Annotated in this window: 21 protein-coding genes; 9 read left to right on the forward strand and 12 right to left on the reverse strand. The window is 48.7% G+C overall.

All coding sequences use genetic code 11. From position 1 onward, the window contains the following. The first annotated feature begins 126 nt into the window (after positions 1-126). From ulaD to F459_RS0102195, 4 genes are read left to right on the forward strand one after another with little or no spacing between them, the layout of a single operon-like run. Entirely contained in the window at positions 127-783 is a 657-nt protein-coding gene (ulaD, locus tag F459_RS0102180) for a 3-keto-L-gulonate-6-phosphate decarboxylase UlaD (RefSeq protein WP_020611093.1), read from the forward strand. Then, entirely contained in the window at positions 780-1,649 is an 870-nt protein-coding gene (locus F459_RS0102185; RefSeq protein ID WP_020611094.1) for an L-ribulose-5-phosphate 3-epimerase, read from the forward strand. The genes ulaD and F459_RS0102185 overlap by 4 nt, the downstream gene beginning before the upstream one ends. Further along, positions 1,642-2,343 carry an L-ribulose-5-phosphate 4-epimerase gene (locus F459_RS0102190; protein WP_020611095.1) on the forward strand — a complete coding sequence of 234 codons (702 nt, stop codon included), beginning with the start codon at positions 1,642-1,644 and terminating at the stop codon, positions 2,341-2,343. The genes F459_RS0102185 and F459_RS0102190 overlap by 8 nt, the downstream gene beginning before the upstream one ends. 12 nt (positions 2,344-2,355) lie before the next feature. Further along, entirely contained in the window at positions 2,356-3,831 is a 1,476-nt protein-coding gene (locus F459_RS0102195; RefSeq protein ID WP_020611096.1) for an FGGY-family carbohydrate kinase, read from the forward strand. Here F459_RS0102195 and F459_RS0102200 read toward each other — a convergent pair. Then, positions 3,822-5,450, reverse strand: a complete 1,629-nt coding sequence (locus tag F459_RS0102200) for a B12-binding domain-containing radical SAM protein (protein WP_033301103.1) — start codon at positions 5,448-5,450, stop codon at positions 3,822-3,824. The two genes, F459_RS0102195 and F459_RS0102200, sit on opposite strands and share 10 nt — an antisense overlap. A 79-nt stretch (positions 5,451-5,529) precedes the next feature. Between F459_RS0102200 and F459_RS0102205 the strand changes: the two genes are divergently transcribed. Continuing rightward, positions 5,530-6,618, forward strand: a complete 1,089-nt coding sequence (locus F459_RS0102205) for an adenosine deaminase (RefSeq protein ID WP_245540056.1) — start codon at positions 5,530-5,532, stop codon at positions 6,616-6,618. 14 nt (positions 6,619-6,632) lie between these two features. On the opposite strand, the gene F459_RS0102210 is transcribed toward F459_RS0102205, so the two are convergent. Next, a complete protein-coding gene (locus F459_RS0102210; RefSeq protein WP_020611099.1) occupies positions 6,633-7,388 on the reverse strand; it encodes a hypothetical protein in 756 nt (251 codons plus the stop codon). Next, positions 7,385-8,029 carry a rhomboid family intramembrane serine protease gene (locus F459_RS0102215; protein ID WP_020611100.1) on the reverse strand — a complete coding sequence of 215 codons (645 nt, stop codon included), beginning with the start codon at positions 8,027-8,029 and terminating at the stop codon, positions 7,385-7,387. The genes F459_RS0102210 and F459_RS0102215 overlap by 4 nt, the downstream gene beginning before the upstream one ends. A gap of 79 nt (positions 8,030-8,108) precedes the next feature. Between F459_RS0102215 and F459_RS0102220 the strand changes: the two genes are divergently transcribed. From F459_RS0102220 to wrbA, 4 genes are all read left to right on the forward strand, one after another. Beyond that, positions 8,109-8,786 (forward strand): SAM-dependent methyltransferase, encoded by a 678-nt coding sequence (locus F459_RS0102220; protein ID WP_020611101.1) that lies wholly within the window; start codon positions 8,109-8,111, stop codon positions 8,784-8,786. Next, on the forward strand, positions 8,779-9,489 hold the full coding sequence (locus tag F459_RS0102225; protein WP_020611102.1) for an NlpC/P60 family protein: 711 nt from the start codon (positions 8,779-8,781) through the stop codon (positions 9,487-9,489). Before F459_RS0102220 ends, F459_RS0102225 begins: the two co-directional genes overlap by 8 nt. Before the next feature lie 253 nt (positions 9,490-9,742). Continuing rightward, positions 9,743-10,201 (forward strand): MarR family winged helix-turn-helix transcriptional regulator, encoded by a 459-nt coding sequence (locus tag F459_RS0102230; protein ID WP_020611103.1) that lies wholly within the window; start codon positions 9,743-9,745, stop codon positions 10,199-10,201. Then, positions 10,198-10,809, forward strand: a complete 612-nt coding sequence (gene wrbA / locus F459_RS0102235; RefSeq protein WP_020611104.1) for an NAD(P)H:quinone oxidoreductase — start codon at positions 10,198-10,200, stop codon at positions 10,807-10,809. Before F459_RS0102230 ends, wrbA begins: the two co-directional genes overlap by 4 nt. Before the next feature lie 49 nt (positions 10,810-10,858). Here wrbA and F459_RS0102240 read toward each other — a convergent pair whose 3' ends face one another. The 9 genes from F459_RS0102240 to htpG all read right to left on the reverse strand — a co-directional run bounded on the left by F459_RS0102240 (position 10,859) and on the right by htpG (position 19,018). After that, on the reverse strand, positions 10,859-12,316 hold the full coding sequence (locus F459_RS0102240; protein WP_020611105.1) for an NAD(P)H-dependent oxidoreductase: 1,458 nt from the start codon (positions 12,314-12,316) through the stop codon (positions 10,859-10,861). Next, on the reverse strand, positions 12,313-12,906 hold the full coding sequence (locus tag F459_RS0102245; RefSeq protein ID WP_020611106.1) for a PadR family transcriptional regulator: 594 nt from the start codon (positions 12,904-12,906) through the stop codon (positions 12,313-12,315). Before F459_RS0102245 ends, F459_RS0102240 begins: the two co-directional genes overlap by 4 nt. 167 nt (positions 12,907-13,073) lie before the next feature. Then, a complete protein-coding gene (locus tag F459_RS0102250) occupies positions 13,074-13,580 on the reverse strand; it encodes an STAS domain-containing protein (protein ID WP_020611107.1) in 507 nt (168 codons plus the stop codon). Continuing rightward, positions 13,567-14,835, reverse strand: a complete 1,269-nt coding sequence (locus tag F459_RS0102255) for a PP2C family protein-serine/threonine phosphatase (protein WP_020611108.1) — start codon at positions 14,833-14,835, stop codon at positions 13,567-13,569. The genes F459_RS0102250 and F459_RS0102255 overlap by 14 nt, the downstream gene beginning before the upstream one ends. 4 nt (positions 14,836-14,839) lie before the next feature. After that, entirely contained in the window at positions 14,840-15,250 is a 411-nt protein-coding gene (locus F459_RS0102260; protein ID WP_020611109.1) for a response regulator, read from the reverse strand. 50 nt (positions 15,251-15,300) lie between these two features. Further along, a complete protein-coding gene (gene ccsA, locus F459_RS0102265) occupies positions 15,301-16,089 on the reverse strand; it encodes a cytochrome c biogenesis protein CcsA (protein ID WP_020611110.1) in 789 nt (262 codons plus the stop codon). Then, positions 16,086-16,718: a cytochrome c biogenesis protein ResB gene (locus tag F459_RS0102270; RefSeq protein ID WP_051086150.1), complete on the reverse strand. Its 633-nt coding sequence runs from the start codon at positions 16,716-16,718 to the stop codon at positions 16,086-16,088. Before F459_RS0102270 ends, ccsA begins: the two co-directional genes overlap by 4 nt. 16 nt (positions 16,719-16,734) lie before the next feature. Further along, complete coding sequence (locus tag F459_RS0102275) at positions 16,735-17,127, reverse strand: NusG domain II-containing protein (RefSeq protein WP_020611112.1); 393 nt, start codon at positions 17,125-17,127, stop codon at positions 16,735-16,737. 19 nt (positions 17,128-17,146) lie between these two features. After that, a complete protein-coding gene (gene htpG / locus F459_RS0102280; protein WP_020611113.1) occupies positions 17,147-19,018 on the reverse strand; it encodes a molecular chaperone HtpG in 1,872 nt (623 codons plus the stop codon). Positions 19,019-19,099 lie beyond the last annotated feature (81 nt).

The raw sequence follows: 19,099 nt of genomic DNA on the forward strand, positions 1-19,099 counted from the left end.
TAAATATAATTACTATTATATACCAAAGCACACCAATATATTTCTTCATCCAAAAATACAAAAACAAACTTGACAATATGTTTGTTTTGATCATTTAATGATCTATATAAACATATCGGAGTAACTATGAAGAGACCATTACTACAAATTGCCCTGGACCACACGGATTTGAAGGCAGCTCTTGAATCGGCAGGAAAGGTTGCAGAAGAAGTAGACGTTATTGAAGCAGGAACGATCCTTTGCTATGCCGAAGGGGCCAAAGCGGTGAAACAGATACACGATGCATACCCCGGTCATACCATCGTTGCCGACCTGAAGGCGGCGGATGCCGGAGAAGTCGTAGCAAATTTGGTGTTTTCCCGGGGAGCAAGCTGGATGACATGCATCTGCAATGCCCCGCTGGCTACAATGGAGGCGGCCAAAAAAGTTGCAGACACATACAGCGGCGAGATACAGGTAGAGCTATACGGAGCGTGGTCATTCGATCTGGCCGCAAAATGGCTCGATATCGGCATCAACCAGGCGATCTACCACCGGGGGCGTGACGCTGCGGCGGCTGGACAAAACTGGAGCGATGAGGACATACAGAAGATCCGGCATCTGGGAGAAATGGGGTTTGCGGTTTCGGTCACGGGAGGACTCGCACCGCAGGATCTATCACTATTTCGGGGAATTCCGGTTAAATGCTTTATTGCTGGTCGATCGCTTTACGAGGCGAAGAATCCCATAGCCGCGGCCCGTGCCTTTAAGCAGGCGATCAGGGACAACTGGAACCAGGGATGACCCTCCAGGACCTGAAATTCGGTATCTACGAAAAAGCCTTGCCCGAAATGGCATCCTGGCCGGAAAAACTGGATCTGGCGAAGCGCCTCAACTTTTCCTTTGTGGAAATGTCCATCGACGAATCAGAGAGGCGGCTGGCCCGTCTCGAGTGGGCAAGGGACGAACGGAAGGCTTTCATAAATTGTGTCTTTGATTCGGGAATTTCCGTACCATCCATCTGCCTTAGCGGGCACAGGAGGTTCCCACTCGGCAGCCATAATCCCGATATCAGAGCAAGGGCCCGGAAAATACTGCACGACGCTATCAACTTTTCTGCCGAGGTCGGAATCAGAACCATCCAGCTTGCCGGCTATGATGTGTATTATGAAACGGGAGACAACGACACCTGGCAATGGTTTCTGGACGGTCTGAATGAGGGGGTCCAGAAGGCGGCAAAGGAACACGTTATGCTATCCATGGAGATCATGGACACACATCGAATCAGTTCGATTGTGCGTTTCATGAATCTCAAGCGAATGATCATGAATCCCTGGTTTACGGTATATCCCGATCTGGGAAACCTGACCGCCTGGGGCAACGATGTCGTGCAAGAATTGGAGCTTGGGAAGGATCTCATCACGGCAATCCATCTCAAGGATACACTGGCGGTGACAAAAACATTTCCCGGTCAATTTCGTGATGTATCGTTCGGCGACGGCTGCGTCGATTTCGTCGCAGCGTTTCGAGCCTTGAAAAGGCTGCACTTTACCGGCCCCTTTCTCATGGAGATGTGGTCGGGGAAAGGCAAGAACCCGGTCAAAGAAATAGAGGAAGCCAGGGAATGGATTATTACAAGAATGAAAGAAGGTGGTTACATCAATGAGTAAACATATAGATAGTCTTATCGAAGCGGTTTTTAAGGCGAACCTCGAGCTTCCGGCTCGGGGCTTGGTAACCTTCACCTGGGGAAACGTCAGCGCCGTTGACAGGAAGCAAGGGTGGATTGTGATAAAACCAAGCGGCGTTCCCTATGAAAAATTACAAGTCGAAGATATGGTCGTCACCGATATGGATGGCAACATCGTACACGGAACAAAACGCCCATCCAGTGACCTGGCAACCCACATCGCGTTGTACAAGGGCTTTCCCTGCTGCGGGTCAATTGTTCATACCCATGCAAGAAACAGTACGGCATGGGCCCAGTCCTGTACGGACCTGCCTCCTCTGGGCACCACTCACGCAGACTATTTTTTCGGCGCCGTTCCCTGTACCAGAAAGATGACCGACCACGAGATTCAGAAAAACTACGAACTGGAAACAGGCAATGTCATCGTAGAGACGTTCAGGACACGGGCCATCGATCCGGAAGCGGTCCCATCCGCCCTGGTGGCCGCTCATGGCCCCTTTTCCTGGGGAAAAACACCCGAAGAAGCACTCTATCACGCAGTAGTTCTTGAAGAAATTGCCTGCATGGCGATGGCTACCATGTCGATACAACCCGCTATTTCCCACATGCAACAAACCTTACTGGACAAACATTTCCTACGAAAACATGGAAAAAACGCCTATTATGGACAATGAGCGTGTATAGATATGATACTCATTATTGATGCAGGAACAACCAGTATCCGCGGAATTCTTTACGACAAGGAAGGGAACGCCGCTTTTATCTCTCAGCACCACTCCTCGCCTCAATTCTTGCCCGACGGCCGTGTCGAACAAAATCCGCTTATCTGGAAGCAGCTTCTGGAAACAGCCCTCAAGGAAGCGGTTGAGCATCTTGATCAACACCACCTCTCCCTCGAGGCAATCGGGCTAACGGCATTCAGATCCCCTGTCTTTCCCGTCGATAAAAACGGCACTCCGCTTCTTCCGGCAATCATGTGGCAGGATAAAAGGACCGACTGCCTGCTGGAGAGGTTTAGCTCCCACCACCTGGATATCTATATGCGTTCAGGCCTTCCTGTTTCTTCGGTCTTTTCCGCCATCAAAATGTACTGGATTAAACAATACAAACCGGAAGAATACCAGCAATCATGGAAGCTTATCGGCATCTATGAATATCTTCTCTTCCTGCTGACGGGAAGAATGGTCACCGATCATTCCGTGGCCAGCAGAACAAATCTCTTCAACCTGCAGGCCAAGGATTGGGACGATAAACTCATATCATATTTTGGTATTGATAAAGCCAAACTGGCAGAACTTGTTTCTCCAGGCTCTGTCTGCGGAGAACTATGCAAAAAGATCCGAAAAGAGCTTTCGATAAGCGGATCGATTCCGGTCGTTGCAGCGGGGGGCGATCAGCAATGCTCGGTTCTGGGATTCGGGATCACCACCCCCGGAACCATCACGGTAAATACCGGCACAGGTGCTTACGTCCTTACCATATCACCAGAGCCGGTCAGAAACGAGGCATGTTCGATATATTCCAATGTGGCCGCAGCGGGAGATTACCTCATCGAATCTTCACTATCGACCGCAGGAACGGTATATCGCTGGTTCGCAGAGGTCAGTACGAAAACAACCACAACGGAAAAGAACAACTTCTCACTGCTCGATAGCGAAATTGCACAATCGCCTCCAGGTGCAAACGGCGTCATGCTTATTCCCCGATTCAAAGGTCCAGCCGATCCGGCAGGTCAGACCTTTTCAAAGGGAGCATTCCTTAATCTTGATCTCTCAACAAAACGGGGAGATATGGCCCGGGCAATACTTGAGGGCATATCCTTCGAACTACACGAGAGGATCATCGAGATAGAATCACAAACCAACACTCATAATCGAATTTTTGCATCAGGAGGCATGACAAGATTCCCCCTATACAATCAGATCCTCGCCGATATATTTCAAAGGCCCGTAACAAGCATGAAAAACGGGGAAGCAACTGCATTCGGGGCATGGCTGAATACAAACCGGGCATTCACGGAGTCTCAAACAGGTGTAGAATTTTCCGACAACATGAAAGAGGCGGAAGCCGACACCTACCTTCCTCATAGAAAGCACTCCGCATTATATCGCAGCATATTGGAAAGGCGTAAACAAACCATGAAAGCTCTTGGTTATTCCTGAAACAGAAGAACGCCTTCAGAGGAAGATACAAGGATAGTTTTTTCAACTCGGGGCAAAAAGAATGCAAGCTCCCCCAAATCTCTAACGCCCTCTTCCAAATATTCAAAAAGCTGGGAGGGCGAAAAGTGGAAAAATCCCGATAGCTCCGGCACATTGCCTGAAGTGGCTTCATCTATGCGATCCCAGAGGGCGAAAATTTCAATAATATCATGAACGACCTCGCCTTCTGCCTGCAATCCCCTGTCAGTAAAAAGCTTTAAAAGGTATATCTGCTGAACCTCGCTCATTGCCTGATCATGCCCATCTGATATTTTGCCTTCCAGCCAGAGAGAAAAATCAAGAAAAAACCGGGAGGGGTTGATTCCAAGTCTTTCGATAATGATGTCAAACCACGGAACAGCGTTTCCCTGGTTGTAGAACAGGTCGATTGCAGAAGCGATACGTGAAGCAACAGCCATATCTTCGGAATGAAAGTCGGAAGATGCGTGGACGAGATAGGGATCATCGCTATCTCGAACAAGGCCGAAGGAGTCCGCTTTATCGTATAGTATGGTTCCCGGAAGAACAGCAAGAGGAAAGATATCGATATGGTTCGGTACCATAGAAAAGGCAAAGTCAATGCTTGCAAGAAACCCCTCAAGAGAATCCCCAGGTAAACCGTAGATGAGATCAAAGCCATACACGACTTCAGCTTCGTGCAGGAAGAGCACTTTCCGGCGGAAATCATCCTGTTTAATGCTTCGATTAATGTTACGGAGTACCTTTGGATCGGCACTTTGCAGTCCAATTTGCAGGGAACAGGAGAGGCCGGAAAAGAGTTCGGCGAGTTCCTGATCGAGAAACTCACTTCTGACTTCAATGTTGTAATGAATATCGGGCGCAATCTTTTGCATCAAGCGCAGTAATTTCTTGGCCCTTGTACGGTTGTGATTAAAGGTAGGGTCGAGAATAAAAAGTTCCCGGACTCCGGCATGGGCGAACAGCTCAAGTTCACGAGTAATTCGCTCCATGGAGAAATATCTGACCTGTTCGGAGCCCTTGGATTCAAAACAAAAATGACAACGGAAAGGACACCCCCTGGAGAGTTCCCACAGCAAACCGGTATAAGCAGCCGGATCCAGCGTCCCGTCCAAATAAGGAGAGGGAAGAACGGTAAGATCAACGCTCTGCGGGAAAAGGACTGAGGTACCGGGCCTACCGGCAAGAAGCATATCCAGGCCCTGAAGAATCGATCCCTCACCTTCTCCGGGGAGGAAAAGATCAAAACAACCCGGGTATGCTTCACCGAGGCGATGCCAATCGGCCGTTACCTCCGGTCCTCCCGCAAAGATCGGAAGATCGGGCAGTTCCGTTTTTATACACCGAGCGATTTCAATACTCTTCCGCCTATTCCAGAGGTATATGGAAAAAGCAAGGATATCGGGCTGCAGTTCCTTGATCGCCGCTACACAAAGGGCTATATCCTGATCAAGGAAGAAATCAAGAATAATCGGTTTAACCCGGTCCCCATGGCGTGCCTGAACGAGGGCCGCAACCGAAGCCGCACCGAGAGGGACGGCACGAGCCCCCCGATCTATATGGATCGAGACTATAACCAATCTTTTTATGGAACTAGGCATAGCCGAGAGTATATACGTGGAAGAGAAAAGCGTGTCAACGGCCCTTCCCCGCAAAGCTTTCATGAATTACAATATCAGCATGGTTACAAAAGAAATGATACGGCAGATTCCCAAAGTGGAACTGCATGACCACCTCGATGGAGGTTTGCGACCACAAACCATTGTTGAAATGGCTGATGAGTACGGAATTTCACTTCCCGAAAAAGATCCCGAACGCCTTGCTCAGTGGCTTCACCGGGGCTCCGATAGAAAAAGCCTGCCCCTCTACCTCGAAAGTTTTGGGGTGACGGTGGCTGTTCTACAGAAGGCTGAAGCCCTTGAACGCGCTGCTTACGAGGCGATCCTCGATGTGGCAAAGGAACATGTGGTCTACATCGAAATGCGCTTTTCTCCGGTACTGCACCTCAAAGAGGGACTAAACGTGGAAGCGGTAGTTGAATCCGTGCTTAAAGGACTCGAGCGGGGCCGCAGGGAAACGGGGACCGAATACGGGTTGATTCTCTGCGCCATGCGAGATCAAAGTGCCGCCATCAGCCTTGAAATCGCCGAGCTTGCCGTTGCCTTCAGCGACCGTGGCGTCGTCGGCTTCGACATTGCGGGTGACGAAAATGGACATCCCCCTAAAAAACACCTTGAAGCCTTCCAGTATATTCGCAATCGGAATTTCAACATAACCATTCACGCAGGGGAAGCCTTTGGTTTGGAATCGATCTGGCAGGCCATTCAAATCTGTGGAGCTCACCGCATAGGCCATGCAACCCGCCTCATTGAGGATATGTCGGTCCACGGTACCAGGATCGAAAAAATGGGGACACTTGCCCATTTTATCCGGGATAAACGTATTCCGCTTGAGGTGTGCCTCTCAAGCAATATCCAAACCGGTGCCGCCCCCAATTTCGACGATCATCCCTTTCACATCTACTTTCGCAATGGTTTTCGTGTTTTTCTCAATACGGATAACCGCCTTATGAGTAATACCACCCTCAGCAAAGAGATGGAATTGGCTGTAAAGCATTACAATCTCAGCCTAAAGGACCTTGAACGGCTGACCATAAACGCCATGAAAAGTTCATTTGCTCACTACGACGAGCGAATCAAAATCATCTATGATGTTCTGAAACCGGGATACGCTGAGGTGGAAAAAACGTCAGGTTACAATGGACATTAGGCAGAGGGCGGATTCTAAAAGGCCCCATAGGGATGGAGATCTTCAAGATCGATTCTAATGCGAACGGTGCTCCGATATCCACCCGCAGAAACTGCGGATATCGGGGCTTCGGCCAGCACGACACGTCCGGTAGCGACTCGAGGTTTATTCGGTTCTATGGAACGCAGATAGTCCCGGAAGGCCTGTTTGATTGCCTGCCGATGAGCCTCGATGCGGCCGAGATATCCGAGGGAGAGAGCCGCCTCCGCACTAGCCGACGCAGAAGCGTGCACCCCGCTATTCCAGAAACGAAGACGAAGCATCTGGTCCGGCGACAGATCGTAGCGGATCCTGGCAAAAAATTTATTCCCACGCATCCAGGTATCGAGTACGCGCAAGGCAGGATCTCCCCAGGGGATGGTCGCCACAGGATCGGCATGAAAAACCTCGCTGACCCCTCGGCTGCGATCAAGAGGAGTATACTCCAGTCGATAGCCGTAGATCATCCCCGAAATCACAAACTGGGCCTCCTCAAGGAGTCGGTGAATTGCCTCCTCCCGCTTTAGAGGAACAGGAGAAATCGGAAGGATCTCAGGCTTCTGAGACGTACTCTCTTGGGAATCGCCTTTATCAGTCGTAGGAATGGAAACAGCGGGTGTAAGTTCGACCCATAATTCCGCAGTAAGAAAATCAACTTGCTCATCATACGCCCAAAGGGGAACAAGAAAAAAAGAAAGCAAAAAGAAAAGAAGCAGCCACCCGATTCTTTTTAGGGAAAACCCAATCCTCATCTCCTTCCGCCGCCTCGAAACACGTCTATGGGATTGATGTTAAGACGGACGAGGAAGTAGAAAAATGCAAAAACGAAACCTGCCAGATGCGTGAGATGAGCCACACCCGAGTTGATGGATAAAAGCTGGCTAAAAAGTTCGATAGCGGTATATCCAATGACCAAAAGCGGGGCCTTTACCGGAATAATTCCCATAATGTAGATGTTTGCATACGGAAAGTAGACGGCAAAGGCAAGAAGAACCGCAAAAATAGCCCCTGATGCCCCCAGCAAAACAGCGCCGTACATTCCGGTGAACATATAGACAATAAAAGAGAAGAGACCGGCCAGAAATCCTGTCAAGAGATAGAACAGCAGAAATTCACTGCTCCCTATGCGGCGTTCGACCTGGGTTCCAAAGAAAAAGAGGCCGAGCATGTTAAAAAAGATGTGGCTTATATTGGCATGCGTAAACATATAGGTAAAAAACTGCCAGTAGAAGCCTTTACCGATGATTAGACCGGGAATCAGGGCGGTATAATAGCGACTTTGGGGCGATATGGTATTAAAAACGAAAAAGACAATATTGATGATAATGATGCCGAATGCCGCGTTGTAATAACGATAGCGGAACGGTCTTCTGATGATCGATCTGTTATCCATGCTTTCCTTCCTACAAAGAAAGTAGTCAGTTTTTCTCCTCGGGTCAACCGCATAAAAAGAAAAGGCGACGGCTCTATCGTTGACCGATAAGGCCTTCTGTTCGTATGCTAAAAGAAAACCTCTAAACGGGAAAAAGGAGAGACAGATAGCTTCAAATAAACGTGCAACAGCTGACTACTACAGCCAGCTGGCAAAAAAAGAGGGATATCCCGCTCGTTCGGTCTACAAGCTTGAAGAGATCGAGAAACGTTTTGCGGTGATCAACGCAGAACTTCCCATCCTGGATGTCGGAGCGGCACCCGGCAGTTGGAGCCTCTTCATTTCCAGGTTAATCAAAGCCAAGGGATTGCAACCGACCATCGTTTCGGTTGATTTGAAAGAAATGACGGTCCCCAGAAAAAGCGGCATCACCGTCATCACCGGAGATGCCTTTGCGGGAGATGCATGCCAAAGCATTCGAGACAGGGGCCCCTATGGTACCATTGTCTCCGATGCGGCTCCGGCTACGACCGGCAACCGTATCGTCGATACAAGAAGATCTTTTTCGCTTGCATCATCGGTTATCACCCTTGCCGAAGAATTTCTCACCCCGGGTGGAAACCTGGTTGTTAAGATTTTCCAGGGAGGAGATGAGCAAGAGCTGATGGAGATGGTGCGCAGCCGCTTCTCTCAGCTGAAAACCCTCAAGCCTAAGGCGTGTCGTAAAGACTCTTTTGAGACCTATTTGATCGGGCTGAGGAAAAAACACAATGGCTGACGTAAACATCGCCGCACGTGGTTCCACATTGCTTTTCCTCGTCGTAGGTGCCTATGCCGCCCTCATCCTCTCCTCCTGTGCGTCTCTGTCCCCAATTGGTTCATCGAGAACGTCACCATCCGCAATGGGTAACATGCTCACAGGCCCTGCCGCAGAAACCCAGCAAGCACTGATCGACTCCGCCTATACCCTACTTGGAAAAAAGCGGCTTGCCGTAAAAGGTAAAAACTTTCGGCTCGATTGCACCGGAGTCGTGCAGGCAGTCTACTGGGGAGCCGGTATCGATCTCGTCGCCCCTCTTTCCCGCTATACGGGAAACGGTGTGTCACGATTATATGCCTATCTCAACGATCAGGGGCTGCTTGAAGAAGCAAGCACTCCGAGTCCGGGAGATCTGATCTTCTGGGACGACACCTACGACAGGAACGGTAATGGCAAAGTTGATGACCCCCTTACCCATATTGGTATGGTTGTTAACGTTTGGGAAAACGGCGATCTTGAGTATATTCATCACAACTATCGAAAAGGCATAGTCCTCGAAAAGATGAACCATAAGACTCCATCTTTATATACAAGGGAAGAAAATGGTAAGTCCATTATTGTCAACAGCCCAATGCGTATGCGGGGAAGTCCGGCATACGATAAGACCTTGTCGGGGGAGCTCGTGCATGCCTGGGGCCATGCCTACCTTCTTGCCTATTAGATAGTGTTCCGAATCCTGGTGGTAATGTGTTCTTTTTGCAGGAAAATTCCTTGATTTTTCCCTCTTGCCTGATTTTTATATGTATATCTTTGTAATTGACGATAAGAAAAAAGATTGTATGTTACGGACCACCAATATTCGTAACACTGATAAAAAACAATATAGGGCTTGATATCATACTGTTTTAGTAGTATTTTACTCTCATTGAATAGTTCAATACGGAACTAATGGTCATCGGTCGGAGGAACACAGCATGAGCACACATTACATCGGCAGCGAAAAGGAACGAGTCGCCCTGGATACCTTTATAAAACTAAACAGGGCCCTCCAGGGCCTTTCCGATCGAACGTTTGCGAAAGCACCATTACCGGCTTCGCTTTCTCCTGTACGATTCGGAATTCTTGAGACACTCTATCACCTTGGTCCATTGCATCAGAACGAGTTACGAGAGAAGCTCCTTAAGTCGAAGGGAACCGTTTCAATCTCTGTTGAGCAGCTTGAGCGGGCCGGTTTGGTGTCACGGAGTGAGGGAAACGAAGATCGCAGGTTTCGTAAGGTGGCTATTACCGAAGAGGGAACAGGATTGATTAGTGCCTATTTTCCGCAGTATACGGCAGCACTAACCAAGGAGATGGAATCGCTGACCATCGAAGAACAGCGATTATTAGGAAATTTGGCGAAAAAGCTCGGAAAGAAGGAGGAGCAAAAATGAAAATCGCCGTTGTTTTTTATTCAATGTACGGTCACATGCATGCCATGGCAGAGGCGGCCCTGGAAGGAGCCGTAACCGTGCCGGGAGCAGAGGGAGGTCTCTATCGATTTCCCGAAACGCTTGATCCCAAGGTTCTGGAGATGTTGGGAGCTACTGAAGTACAGAAAAAACTGTCGTCGATACCGGAAGTGACCCTTGATGTCATCAAAGATGCGGACGGCATCATTTTCGGTATTCCCACCAGATTTGGAAACATGCTTGGTCAGGCTCGCGCTTTTTTCGATACAACCGGTCAGCTTTGGGCCCAGGGGGCTTTGATCGGTAAGGTCGGTAGTGTGATGTCCAGCTCCGCTACTCAGCACGGTGGTCAGGAAAGCACAATCCTCACCTCCATCGTGACACTCATGCACCACGGGATGGTTATTGTTGGGCTCCCCTACTCATTCCAGGGACAAATGACCATAGACGAAATATCAGGAAGCTCTCCCTACGGGGCTTCAACAATTACCGGGGGAAAAGGCGAGCGGATGCCCAGTGAGAATGAGCTGTCGGCGGCGCGGTTCCAAGGGGAATACGTGGCCGAGATTGCAAAAAAACTGAGCACATAACACCATCTCCCACAACACGCATAACAGGGCCTGTGACACTAAGAAGATGTCATGGGCCCTTCCTTTTTGTACACCTCTCATCTGCCGCTTCCGGACCGCTTCCCTTTTCTCCCCGTTTTGCCTCCCGAGCAGCCATGGCAAGGACCGGCTTATAGGGGGTAAGCATGAAAGTTTGCATATTCCTGACCATCTTCCGTTGGATGGGAGGTAATGATGTTATTCCCCCGATTAATCGATATCCCAATAAGGCAAGAGGACGTTTGTGAGGCAAGGTTTTATAGATCTTGTTCCGATGATAAAATCGATGATCCCCGTGGAACACCATCCGAAGATGCATATATACTTCATCGCGAAAAAGGTTCATGCCTGCAATTGCAGGGAAGGTTTGCGACTTCCGGTAGGAATATTCCTGTGCCGTGTCTATCTTTTCGGCCAGGGTGTCAATACAGCCGTCGATAAAGGAGCAATCTTCCGTCTCATCACATATGGTATCGATAAGACTTCCCCCCTGGCACGCTATGTAGTCGGAAAGTCCAGCATACAAAACAGGGTTGGAGGTTAAGCTTCCATCCAGAAAAAGCGCCACCTGCTTTCCCGTCAGGAACGGCTGGTGGGTATGAAAAAAACCTCGATCAATAAAGGCCTTCAAAAGAGAGGAAACCCAACGCCCCCGGATGGTCCCGGCAATGACCAGCACATCTGCAGGATGGATCTTTTCCTCATAGATCCGCCGAACTTCGTCGGTCTTGTCATACCGGCACATATTTTTGGGCCCGCAATGAAGGCAGCCCATACAACCACTAAGCATCTTGATACGATTCAAATCGACAATCTCCACTCCATCGGAAAAGCAGGAGGCAAAACGTTCTATCATGTTCCCAAGGCTGCCTTCCGTAGAGTCCGCAATTACCGTTATTTTACAAGCTTCCATAGAGTGGATGTTCACTGGCGCAGAAAGTGAGCGATAGCTTGGTTTCTGCGAAGGAACTGGAGGGAACTGTCGGCAGACAGGACGTTTTTGTCCTGCAAGATGAAGAAAAAAGGAAAAAAACCGTTCCAGGGCCTGGCGGCCTTCGGCCTTTACCAAATCATCCATGGCGGGAGAGTGCATTGCAATGAAGTTCATTTTCCAATCTTCGCAGACCGCCTTGATATAGTCGTGGGCAATGTGGTCGAAAAAGTGGATTGAGGTAGAGAGACTCGCCGCAGGTTTTCCTGCAAAGGCCTCAATTGCACCTCGTTCCTCCACCAATTCGAGGAAACGAAGATACTGGGAACAAACGCAGAAAATGTAGAGGGGAAAAGCCCAAAGAATTGCATCCGCCTGGCGGATATCCTCTATTAATTGCTCAAAGGCCTCTTCATTTTTCTCAAGACGCCGAATATCATGTGCAGGAAATCGTTTCTGAAATATAATTTCGGGATATTTTAGCTCAAGATAATGTACATACTGCATTGTCACACTGATTTCACCCTTGGGGCTTCCTCCCAAAACAATCATCTTCATCTCTTTTCCCCCTTATCAATTTGAGAAAGTTCATGCAGGGAAGTATCACACCACTCCCGGATGCCTTGGTAATACCGAAGTCCAAATTCGACTGTCATTCTCCAATACGGTAGTCCTGCCGCAAACGTACCCACCGACTGCTCAGGAAGATTTTTTCCATGATCATCCTCCAGATGATCCATAATCTGCTGAAGATTTTTGATCATGGAAGAACAGAATGCGGATTCACTGTGAAGCTTGTCTTCAATAGTTTCGAAAGATATCCATTGCCCGAAAAAAAGTTGCAACAGCAATTCTTTCCGCAGGATTTGCCGTTCAGGACTCCCGGCAAGCCAATCCAGAAAAACCTGTCGTCCCTTCACCGTTATGGTGTACACCTTTCGCGGCGGAGCGGAGTCTCCTTGCTGGAGTTCCATAGTAACAAGGCCCTCTTTCATCATTCGTTTAAGGACTGGATAAATGTTGCCGTAGTTTTCATTCCAGAAATGTCCAATACTGTGATCACTTATCTTTTTTATATCGTATCCGCTCATTGGCTGATAATTCAGCATGCCGAGAATGGCATATTGCGTTTTATTTGTGCGTGCCATGATGCCTCCTTGAGCATGAATATAGATGCAACTATACTATATATATTCAAGATATATATCTAAAATATATAATAAACCACAATGGTCTTGTTGACAACACCGCGTTACAATACGGAGGCGGTTCCTAACTCAAAAAAAGCGCTGTTTGGTAACTGGTAGGTAATCCTTCAGCCGTTCTGCTTCTGTTGATGCTGTTCCAGCAGATCCACCACATCCTGGAACTCATGTCGGTTCGCATCATCAAGATTAATTAGGGCTTTGTGGGCTCGAAGGATCATGTTGAGATTATCATTCTGTTTGGAGACGGTATGGGAGCCCCCCACCTCAAGTTCCTCAAGGCTTTCCGGGGTATCGAGGGATGAAACAATGTGAAAAATGCGATCAAACCTGACACTACGAAGTATTCTGTTGATATCGTTATGGGGACTTATAAGGGTAACGGAAGGTTTCCCCATGCGTCGGGAACGCTCTGCAATTCGAGCAAGGAGGCCAAGATTCGTTGAATCGATAAAGATCGCATCGGAAAGATCGACAACAACATCACGATATTCCTGGGAAAGAAAATCATCTAAAAACATATCGAAAGCGGAACTTCCGGTATACTTCAAATTCCCTACCATTCGAATAAAGGTGATGCCCTCGCGTTCCGCCACAAAGTACCTACCGCGCTCCAAGGGGCACCTCCCTGCGAACAAGCAATAGCGTAATATCGTCCGGCAGCGCAACAGGCATTGCAAGCCCAAGTTTTTGCAGCGCATCACCAATATCAGGCTCGTGTTCTCCGAAAAGCGTAAGCAATTTCTGCTGCTTTTCTTCGATGCTCCCCTCTTTCATAAACTCGAGAATCCCATCGGATATAATCAAGAGAGATCCGCCCTCCGGAAGTACGGTACCTGCTTCGATAAAATCAGGAGCGGAAAAAAGCCCCACAGGTGTTCCGCTCTCTTCCAAGGTCTCCTGCCTGCCCCCTGCAATCCTCATCGGATAGGGAAACTGTCCGCAGTTACAGTAGTCGATCCGTCCGGAATCAGTATCAAGCACTCCGAGGAAAATCGTCAAATACTTACCAAGGTTTTCGCGTAAAAGCTCCGAATTTATCCTGGAAGCAAGATCAAGCGGATGAAGAACGAGATCAACACCCTCTTCCTTATAAAGCTCAAGATAAGTGTCCATAAAATTCTTCAGCAAAACCGTAACAATAGCCGACCCGATGCCATGTCCTGAAACATCGGCAATGTAGAATCCGATATGCTGATCATCTATTTCATAGTAATCAAGAAAATCGCCGCTGAGAGACATCGAGGAAAAAAGCCGGCTTGAAAAAGTATAGTCACCGAAACGACGGTCCTGGTCCGGCAAAAGTCGTTGCTGCATTCTGCCACCTGCCGCGTGGTCGCTTTCGAGCTTTGCAATATAGGAACGAAGTTTTAAGTTTGCATCATTCAGCGCTCTGGTACGATCTGCAACCTTCTGTTCCAGCTGCCTGTTCAAATCGGCGATGGTCAGCAAATCGGCGTAACTTCGAATCGCCGCGATCACCGAGGTGATCAGCTTTTGCGAGGTAAGATCGACCTTTTCTTTGTAATCATTAATATCATAATCAATAACAACCCGGGCTTCGGGAGCCTGGCCGGGCTGACCGGTACGAAGGATGACACGCATGAGCTTATCATGGAGCTTATCTCTTACGGCCCTGACAAATGTCAAACCGGCATCATCCCGCTCCAGGACGACATCAACAAGAGCGACGGCAATATCCCGCTGCCGCTCGCAAATATCGAATGCTTCTTCTGCAGTATGCGCACTTATCAGTTCCAGGGGCTTATCCCTAAATTCAAGCCCCTTCAAGACCATCCTGGTGACGATATGAACCTCTTCTTCATCATCAACAATGAGAATTTTCCAAGGGCTCTTCGAATTTCCGCTCATATCACTAATGCTCCGTGGATGCCAGCGCCAAATTTAACACCCGACCCAATTCAAGAATCGAATACGGCTTATATAAGAGATAAGAAACTCCTATCGCCTTTGCCGAACTGATGATCTCTTCATCTACATGCCCCGTGGAAATGATCACAGGAAGCAAGGGGAAGGTTCTCCGAAAATAGCGGAAAAGTGCAACCCCATCCATATCCGGCATTTGAAGATCGATAATAACCGCAGAGGGCGCTTTACCCTGCTCTTTTTCAACATAGTCGATCAAATCTCTGCCTGAGTCGAAAACCTCCACATCATAACCACATGCAATGATCATTTTCCGTGCAACTTTCCGTAAGATGAGCTCATCATCGCAGAGAAGAATCAAACGACTTTTGTCGGTGCTAATGCCCTCGACTTGTGCCACAGTTCCAGAATAGGAAGGAGGAGCAAGGAAGTCAACAGGGTGTTTGTAGTCTACCGGTAGGAATGGAGTCCGCTGGCGAGAAAATTAACTCCAAGAAAAGTAAAAAGCGCAAGTGCAAAACCGAGAACCAAAACGGCCATGGGAAAAGCTCCCCGACGCTTTCTTCCTAGCCGAATATGAAGATACAGGGTGTAAACAAGCCAGGTCACCAAGGCCCAAATCTCTTTAGGATCCCACCCCCAGAATCGGCCCCAGGCATACTGAGCCCAGATGGCCCCGAACAGAAGCGCTCCCAAAGTATAAACGGGATAACCGAGAGCAACAGCAGCCGAGGCAACGGCTTCAGCCTTATTCTTCGTTTCCGGTCGTCTCGCAAGAAACCAGGTGATTGCTGCAGCAAAGGAGACGGCGAAGGCGGCTTCACCGAGAAAACTGAAAGAAACATGCAGTACGAGCCAACCGGACCGGAGAGCCGGAACCGGATAGGAAAGAGAAGAAGGGGCAAGAGGGCTGGAGGCAAGGGCAAGAAGTACCGCAGCCACCAAGAAGCCCCAGAGCCTGATCATCCGGGATGCCCGCTCTCCCTTTCTCATCATAAAGAGGGTCAAGCCACCGATTGCCCCGGAGAAAAAGGTCAAACCTTCATACATACCGGTCAACGCAGGAAAACCGATGGAAAATGAACGCCAAAGAAGGAGGATGAGAAGCAAAAGCACGGCTATGGCTGCAAGAATACGGGCGATCAGATCGCAAAAAATAGTAGCGCGTTTTGTAAAGAGAGAGCAAGCAGATACGGCTGTTGCCGCAAGAAACAAGAAAAAAGAGAGGGTAGCGTTCATGATGCCTCCAGAAGCGATCGCAATTTCGGAACATAGGTCATACCCATCCCCATTACCATAAAAGCAATGGAGATAAAGGCAAGGGGAGAAGATGGATCTTTTACCGCAAGGAGAACACTCACGGCACCTCGTTCGCTTTCCTGCCAGGATGACTGGTATATCAAATAAGGGCCAACGCGGGCCGGATGGTTAACCCGCACCTCCGCATTTTTTGTCTCTCCCCCCTTGGAAGATACGACAAGCGCCGAAACCCATTCTTTCGGTGCCCCGTTTTCATAATGTTCTATTCGAAATTCCTCGAGAACGACCACATGCGTCTCATCAAGGCGGGCCGCCTCACCGGGTGAAAGCGCAACCTGCCCTTCCCAACGGCCGAATAACGAAATCAACCCTGATATGATCATCAGAATAAGCGCAATATGGACCAGATCAGGACCGACATGCCACATCTGACGTCCCGAAATCTCTCGGTACAAACGGTATGCCGTACACGAAACTAAATTCAGAGCGAACAAGCCAAGGGGAACCAAAAAGAAAGGAAAGCGAAAAGCCTCGGATCCTTTTCCTGTAATGCCGGAAACAGCAGCATAAAGGGCAAGGAAAATGATAAGGATGAGAGCGAGTTTCATGGAGCGCAAAATTTTTTTAATAACTAAGAAAGTCAATTGAAGCTTCCTTCGACGAATTGTCCTCAATGGCAGCAAGGACCTTATTGGGAAGGCAGGCGGTCCATTCACCGGGATTCTCAAGCCACCCATAGGCAACACATATCTTATCTCGACACGGAGAATCGACAAATCGGGCCCGCCCGTCACGTATCTCTATGGTGGTTGTGCCCAGAGGGCCTTTTACCTCAATGATGCGGTCCTGGTCGAGAGGATAGACAAAGGTACGGCCCTCACTCTGAACAAGCAGACGAGCAGCGCTCCCCTTGCCTCCGTACACCTCAATGGAAATCAAAACGATAACAAGTACCGCTATAATGATAATGACCGCGTCCAAAGGACGCGGCCACCGTTTCAGCCGGGTGGTATTCATACCACGACTCTACCACAAATCAGAGAGCTTTCTCCAGAATGCGGTTGAGATGCTTTACAAATTCGGCAGGTTTTTTTAATTCGACCCCTTCGATCAACAATGCCTGATCAAGCAAAAGCTGGGCAACATCATCGATCAGAGAATCATCACCGGAGGATTCAAGCCCTTTGACTATGGGATGAGTGGGATTTACCTCAAGAATAGGTTTGAACTCGGGCATGTTTTTCTGTCCCATCGCCTTGAGCATCTGCTGAAGCTGAGCCGTGGGATCATCCTCGTCGGCCACGATACAGGAAGGGCTGTCGGAGAGACGGGTGGAGGCGACAACATCCTTAACGCGATCACCAAGAGCCTTTTTTAGTTTTTCCATCAAAGGCTTTGCCGATTCTTCAGTTTTCTTATCGTCGTCACTTTTCAGGTCGTCTGCGGCACCTGTGCGATTGACAGCCTTTAATTCCACATCGTTAAATTTGCCGATGGAAGGTACCACGATCTCGTCAATCTCATCATTCATGACGAGAACCTCGATACCCTTCCCCTTATAGGCCTCAAGAAGCGGGCTGCTGCGAAGGGTTTCTTCATCACCTCCGGTAATGTAATAGATCGCCTTCTGATCTTCTTTCATGCGCTCCTTGTATGCGGCAAGGCTGGTAAAGCCTTCTTGAGATGTTGACTTAAAGCGAACAAGTTCCAACAGAAGATCCCGGTTGGCGAAATCAGAATAGAGCCCCTCTTTCAATGGCCTGTTATACTCGGTAATAAACTCGTTGTATGTTTCGGGATTGTTCTCGGCCAGGCTTTTAAACTCACCCAAAACCTTCTTAACCGATGCGGTCCTGATACTGTTCAGAACCCTGTTCTGCTGAAGAATTTCCCGGCTTACATTCAAGGGCAGATCCTCGGAATCAATCACGCCACGAAGGAAGCGAAGATAGGTAGGCATCAACTCCTTTTCATCATCGGTAATGAAGACCCGCTTCACATAGAGCTTCACACCGGGACGGTAATCAGCCTGATAGAGATCAAAGGGAGCATGCTTGGGAACAAAAAAGAGGGTCGTGTACTCAAGGGTTCCTTCCGCTCTTGTATGGATATAGAGAAGAGGCTCCTCGCTGTCGTGACCGATGCTTTTGTAGAACTCGTGATAATCTTCATCGGTAAGCTCATTTTTGGGACGCTTCCAGAGTGCCGCGGCACTATTGATCTGCTCCCGCTTATGTTCGATCTCTCCAGTCTCTTTACCTTTATCGTCGTATTTCTTTTGGTCGTAGCTAAGAAAAATCGGAAAAGGAATATGATTGGAATACTTCTTCACCAGTTGATCAATCTCCCAACGGCTGGCGTATTCCACACCTTCGTCGTTCAGGAAAAGCGTAATAGTCGTCCCGGGCTCCTCACGCTGTCCCTCTTCAATGGTAAAATTGCTCTTCCCATCGCTTTTCCATATCCACGCCTGTTCCTCTCCTGCCTTCCGCGTCAGGACTTCCACCCTGTCGGCAACCATGAAGCAGCTGTAAAAGCCGACTCCGAATTGACCGATCAGGTTTGCATCCTTTTTTGCATCCCCCGACAGCTGATCGATAAAGGCCTTGGTTCCGGATCGGGCAATGGTACCAAGCTGGTTGGTGAGATCTTCTTTATTCATACCAATCCCGTCATCGGATATGGTAATCGTCTTGGAAGGGCTCTCCTGGAAGGAAATATCGATTTTTGGATCAAAGGCAATTTCCTTATAGGCGTCATCCGTAAGGGTGAGGTATTTCAGCTTATCCAGCGCATCGGAAGCATTGGATACCAACTCCCGCAAAAATATCTCCTTATGTGAGTAAAGGGAGTGGATGATGAGGTGAAGAAGCTGTGACACCTCAGTCTTAAATGTGTGCTTTGACATAAACAGATCTCCTGAATTCAGTTTTTTCTTGAGGTTGAAGAAAATATACTGATAATCCTCTTCGATCGGCAAATTCCGAGA

It is taken from the genome of Sediminispirochaeta bajacaliforniensis DSM 16054 (genome assembly GCF_000378205.1).
Lineage (GTDB): Bacteria > Spirochaetota > Spirochaetia > DSM-16054 > Sediminispirochaetaceae > Sediminispirochaeta > Sediminispirochaeta bajacaliforniensis.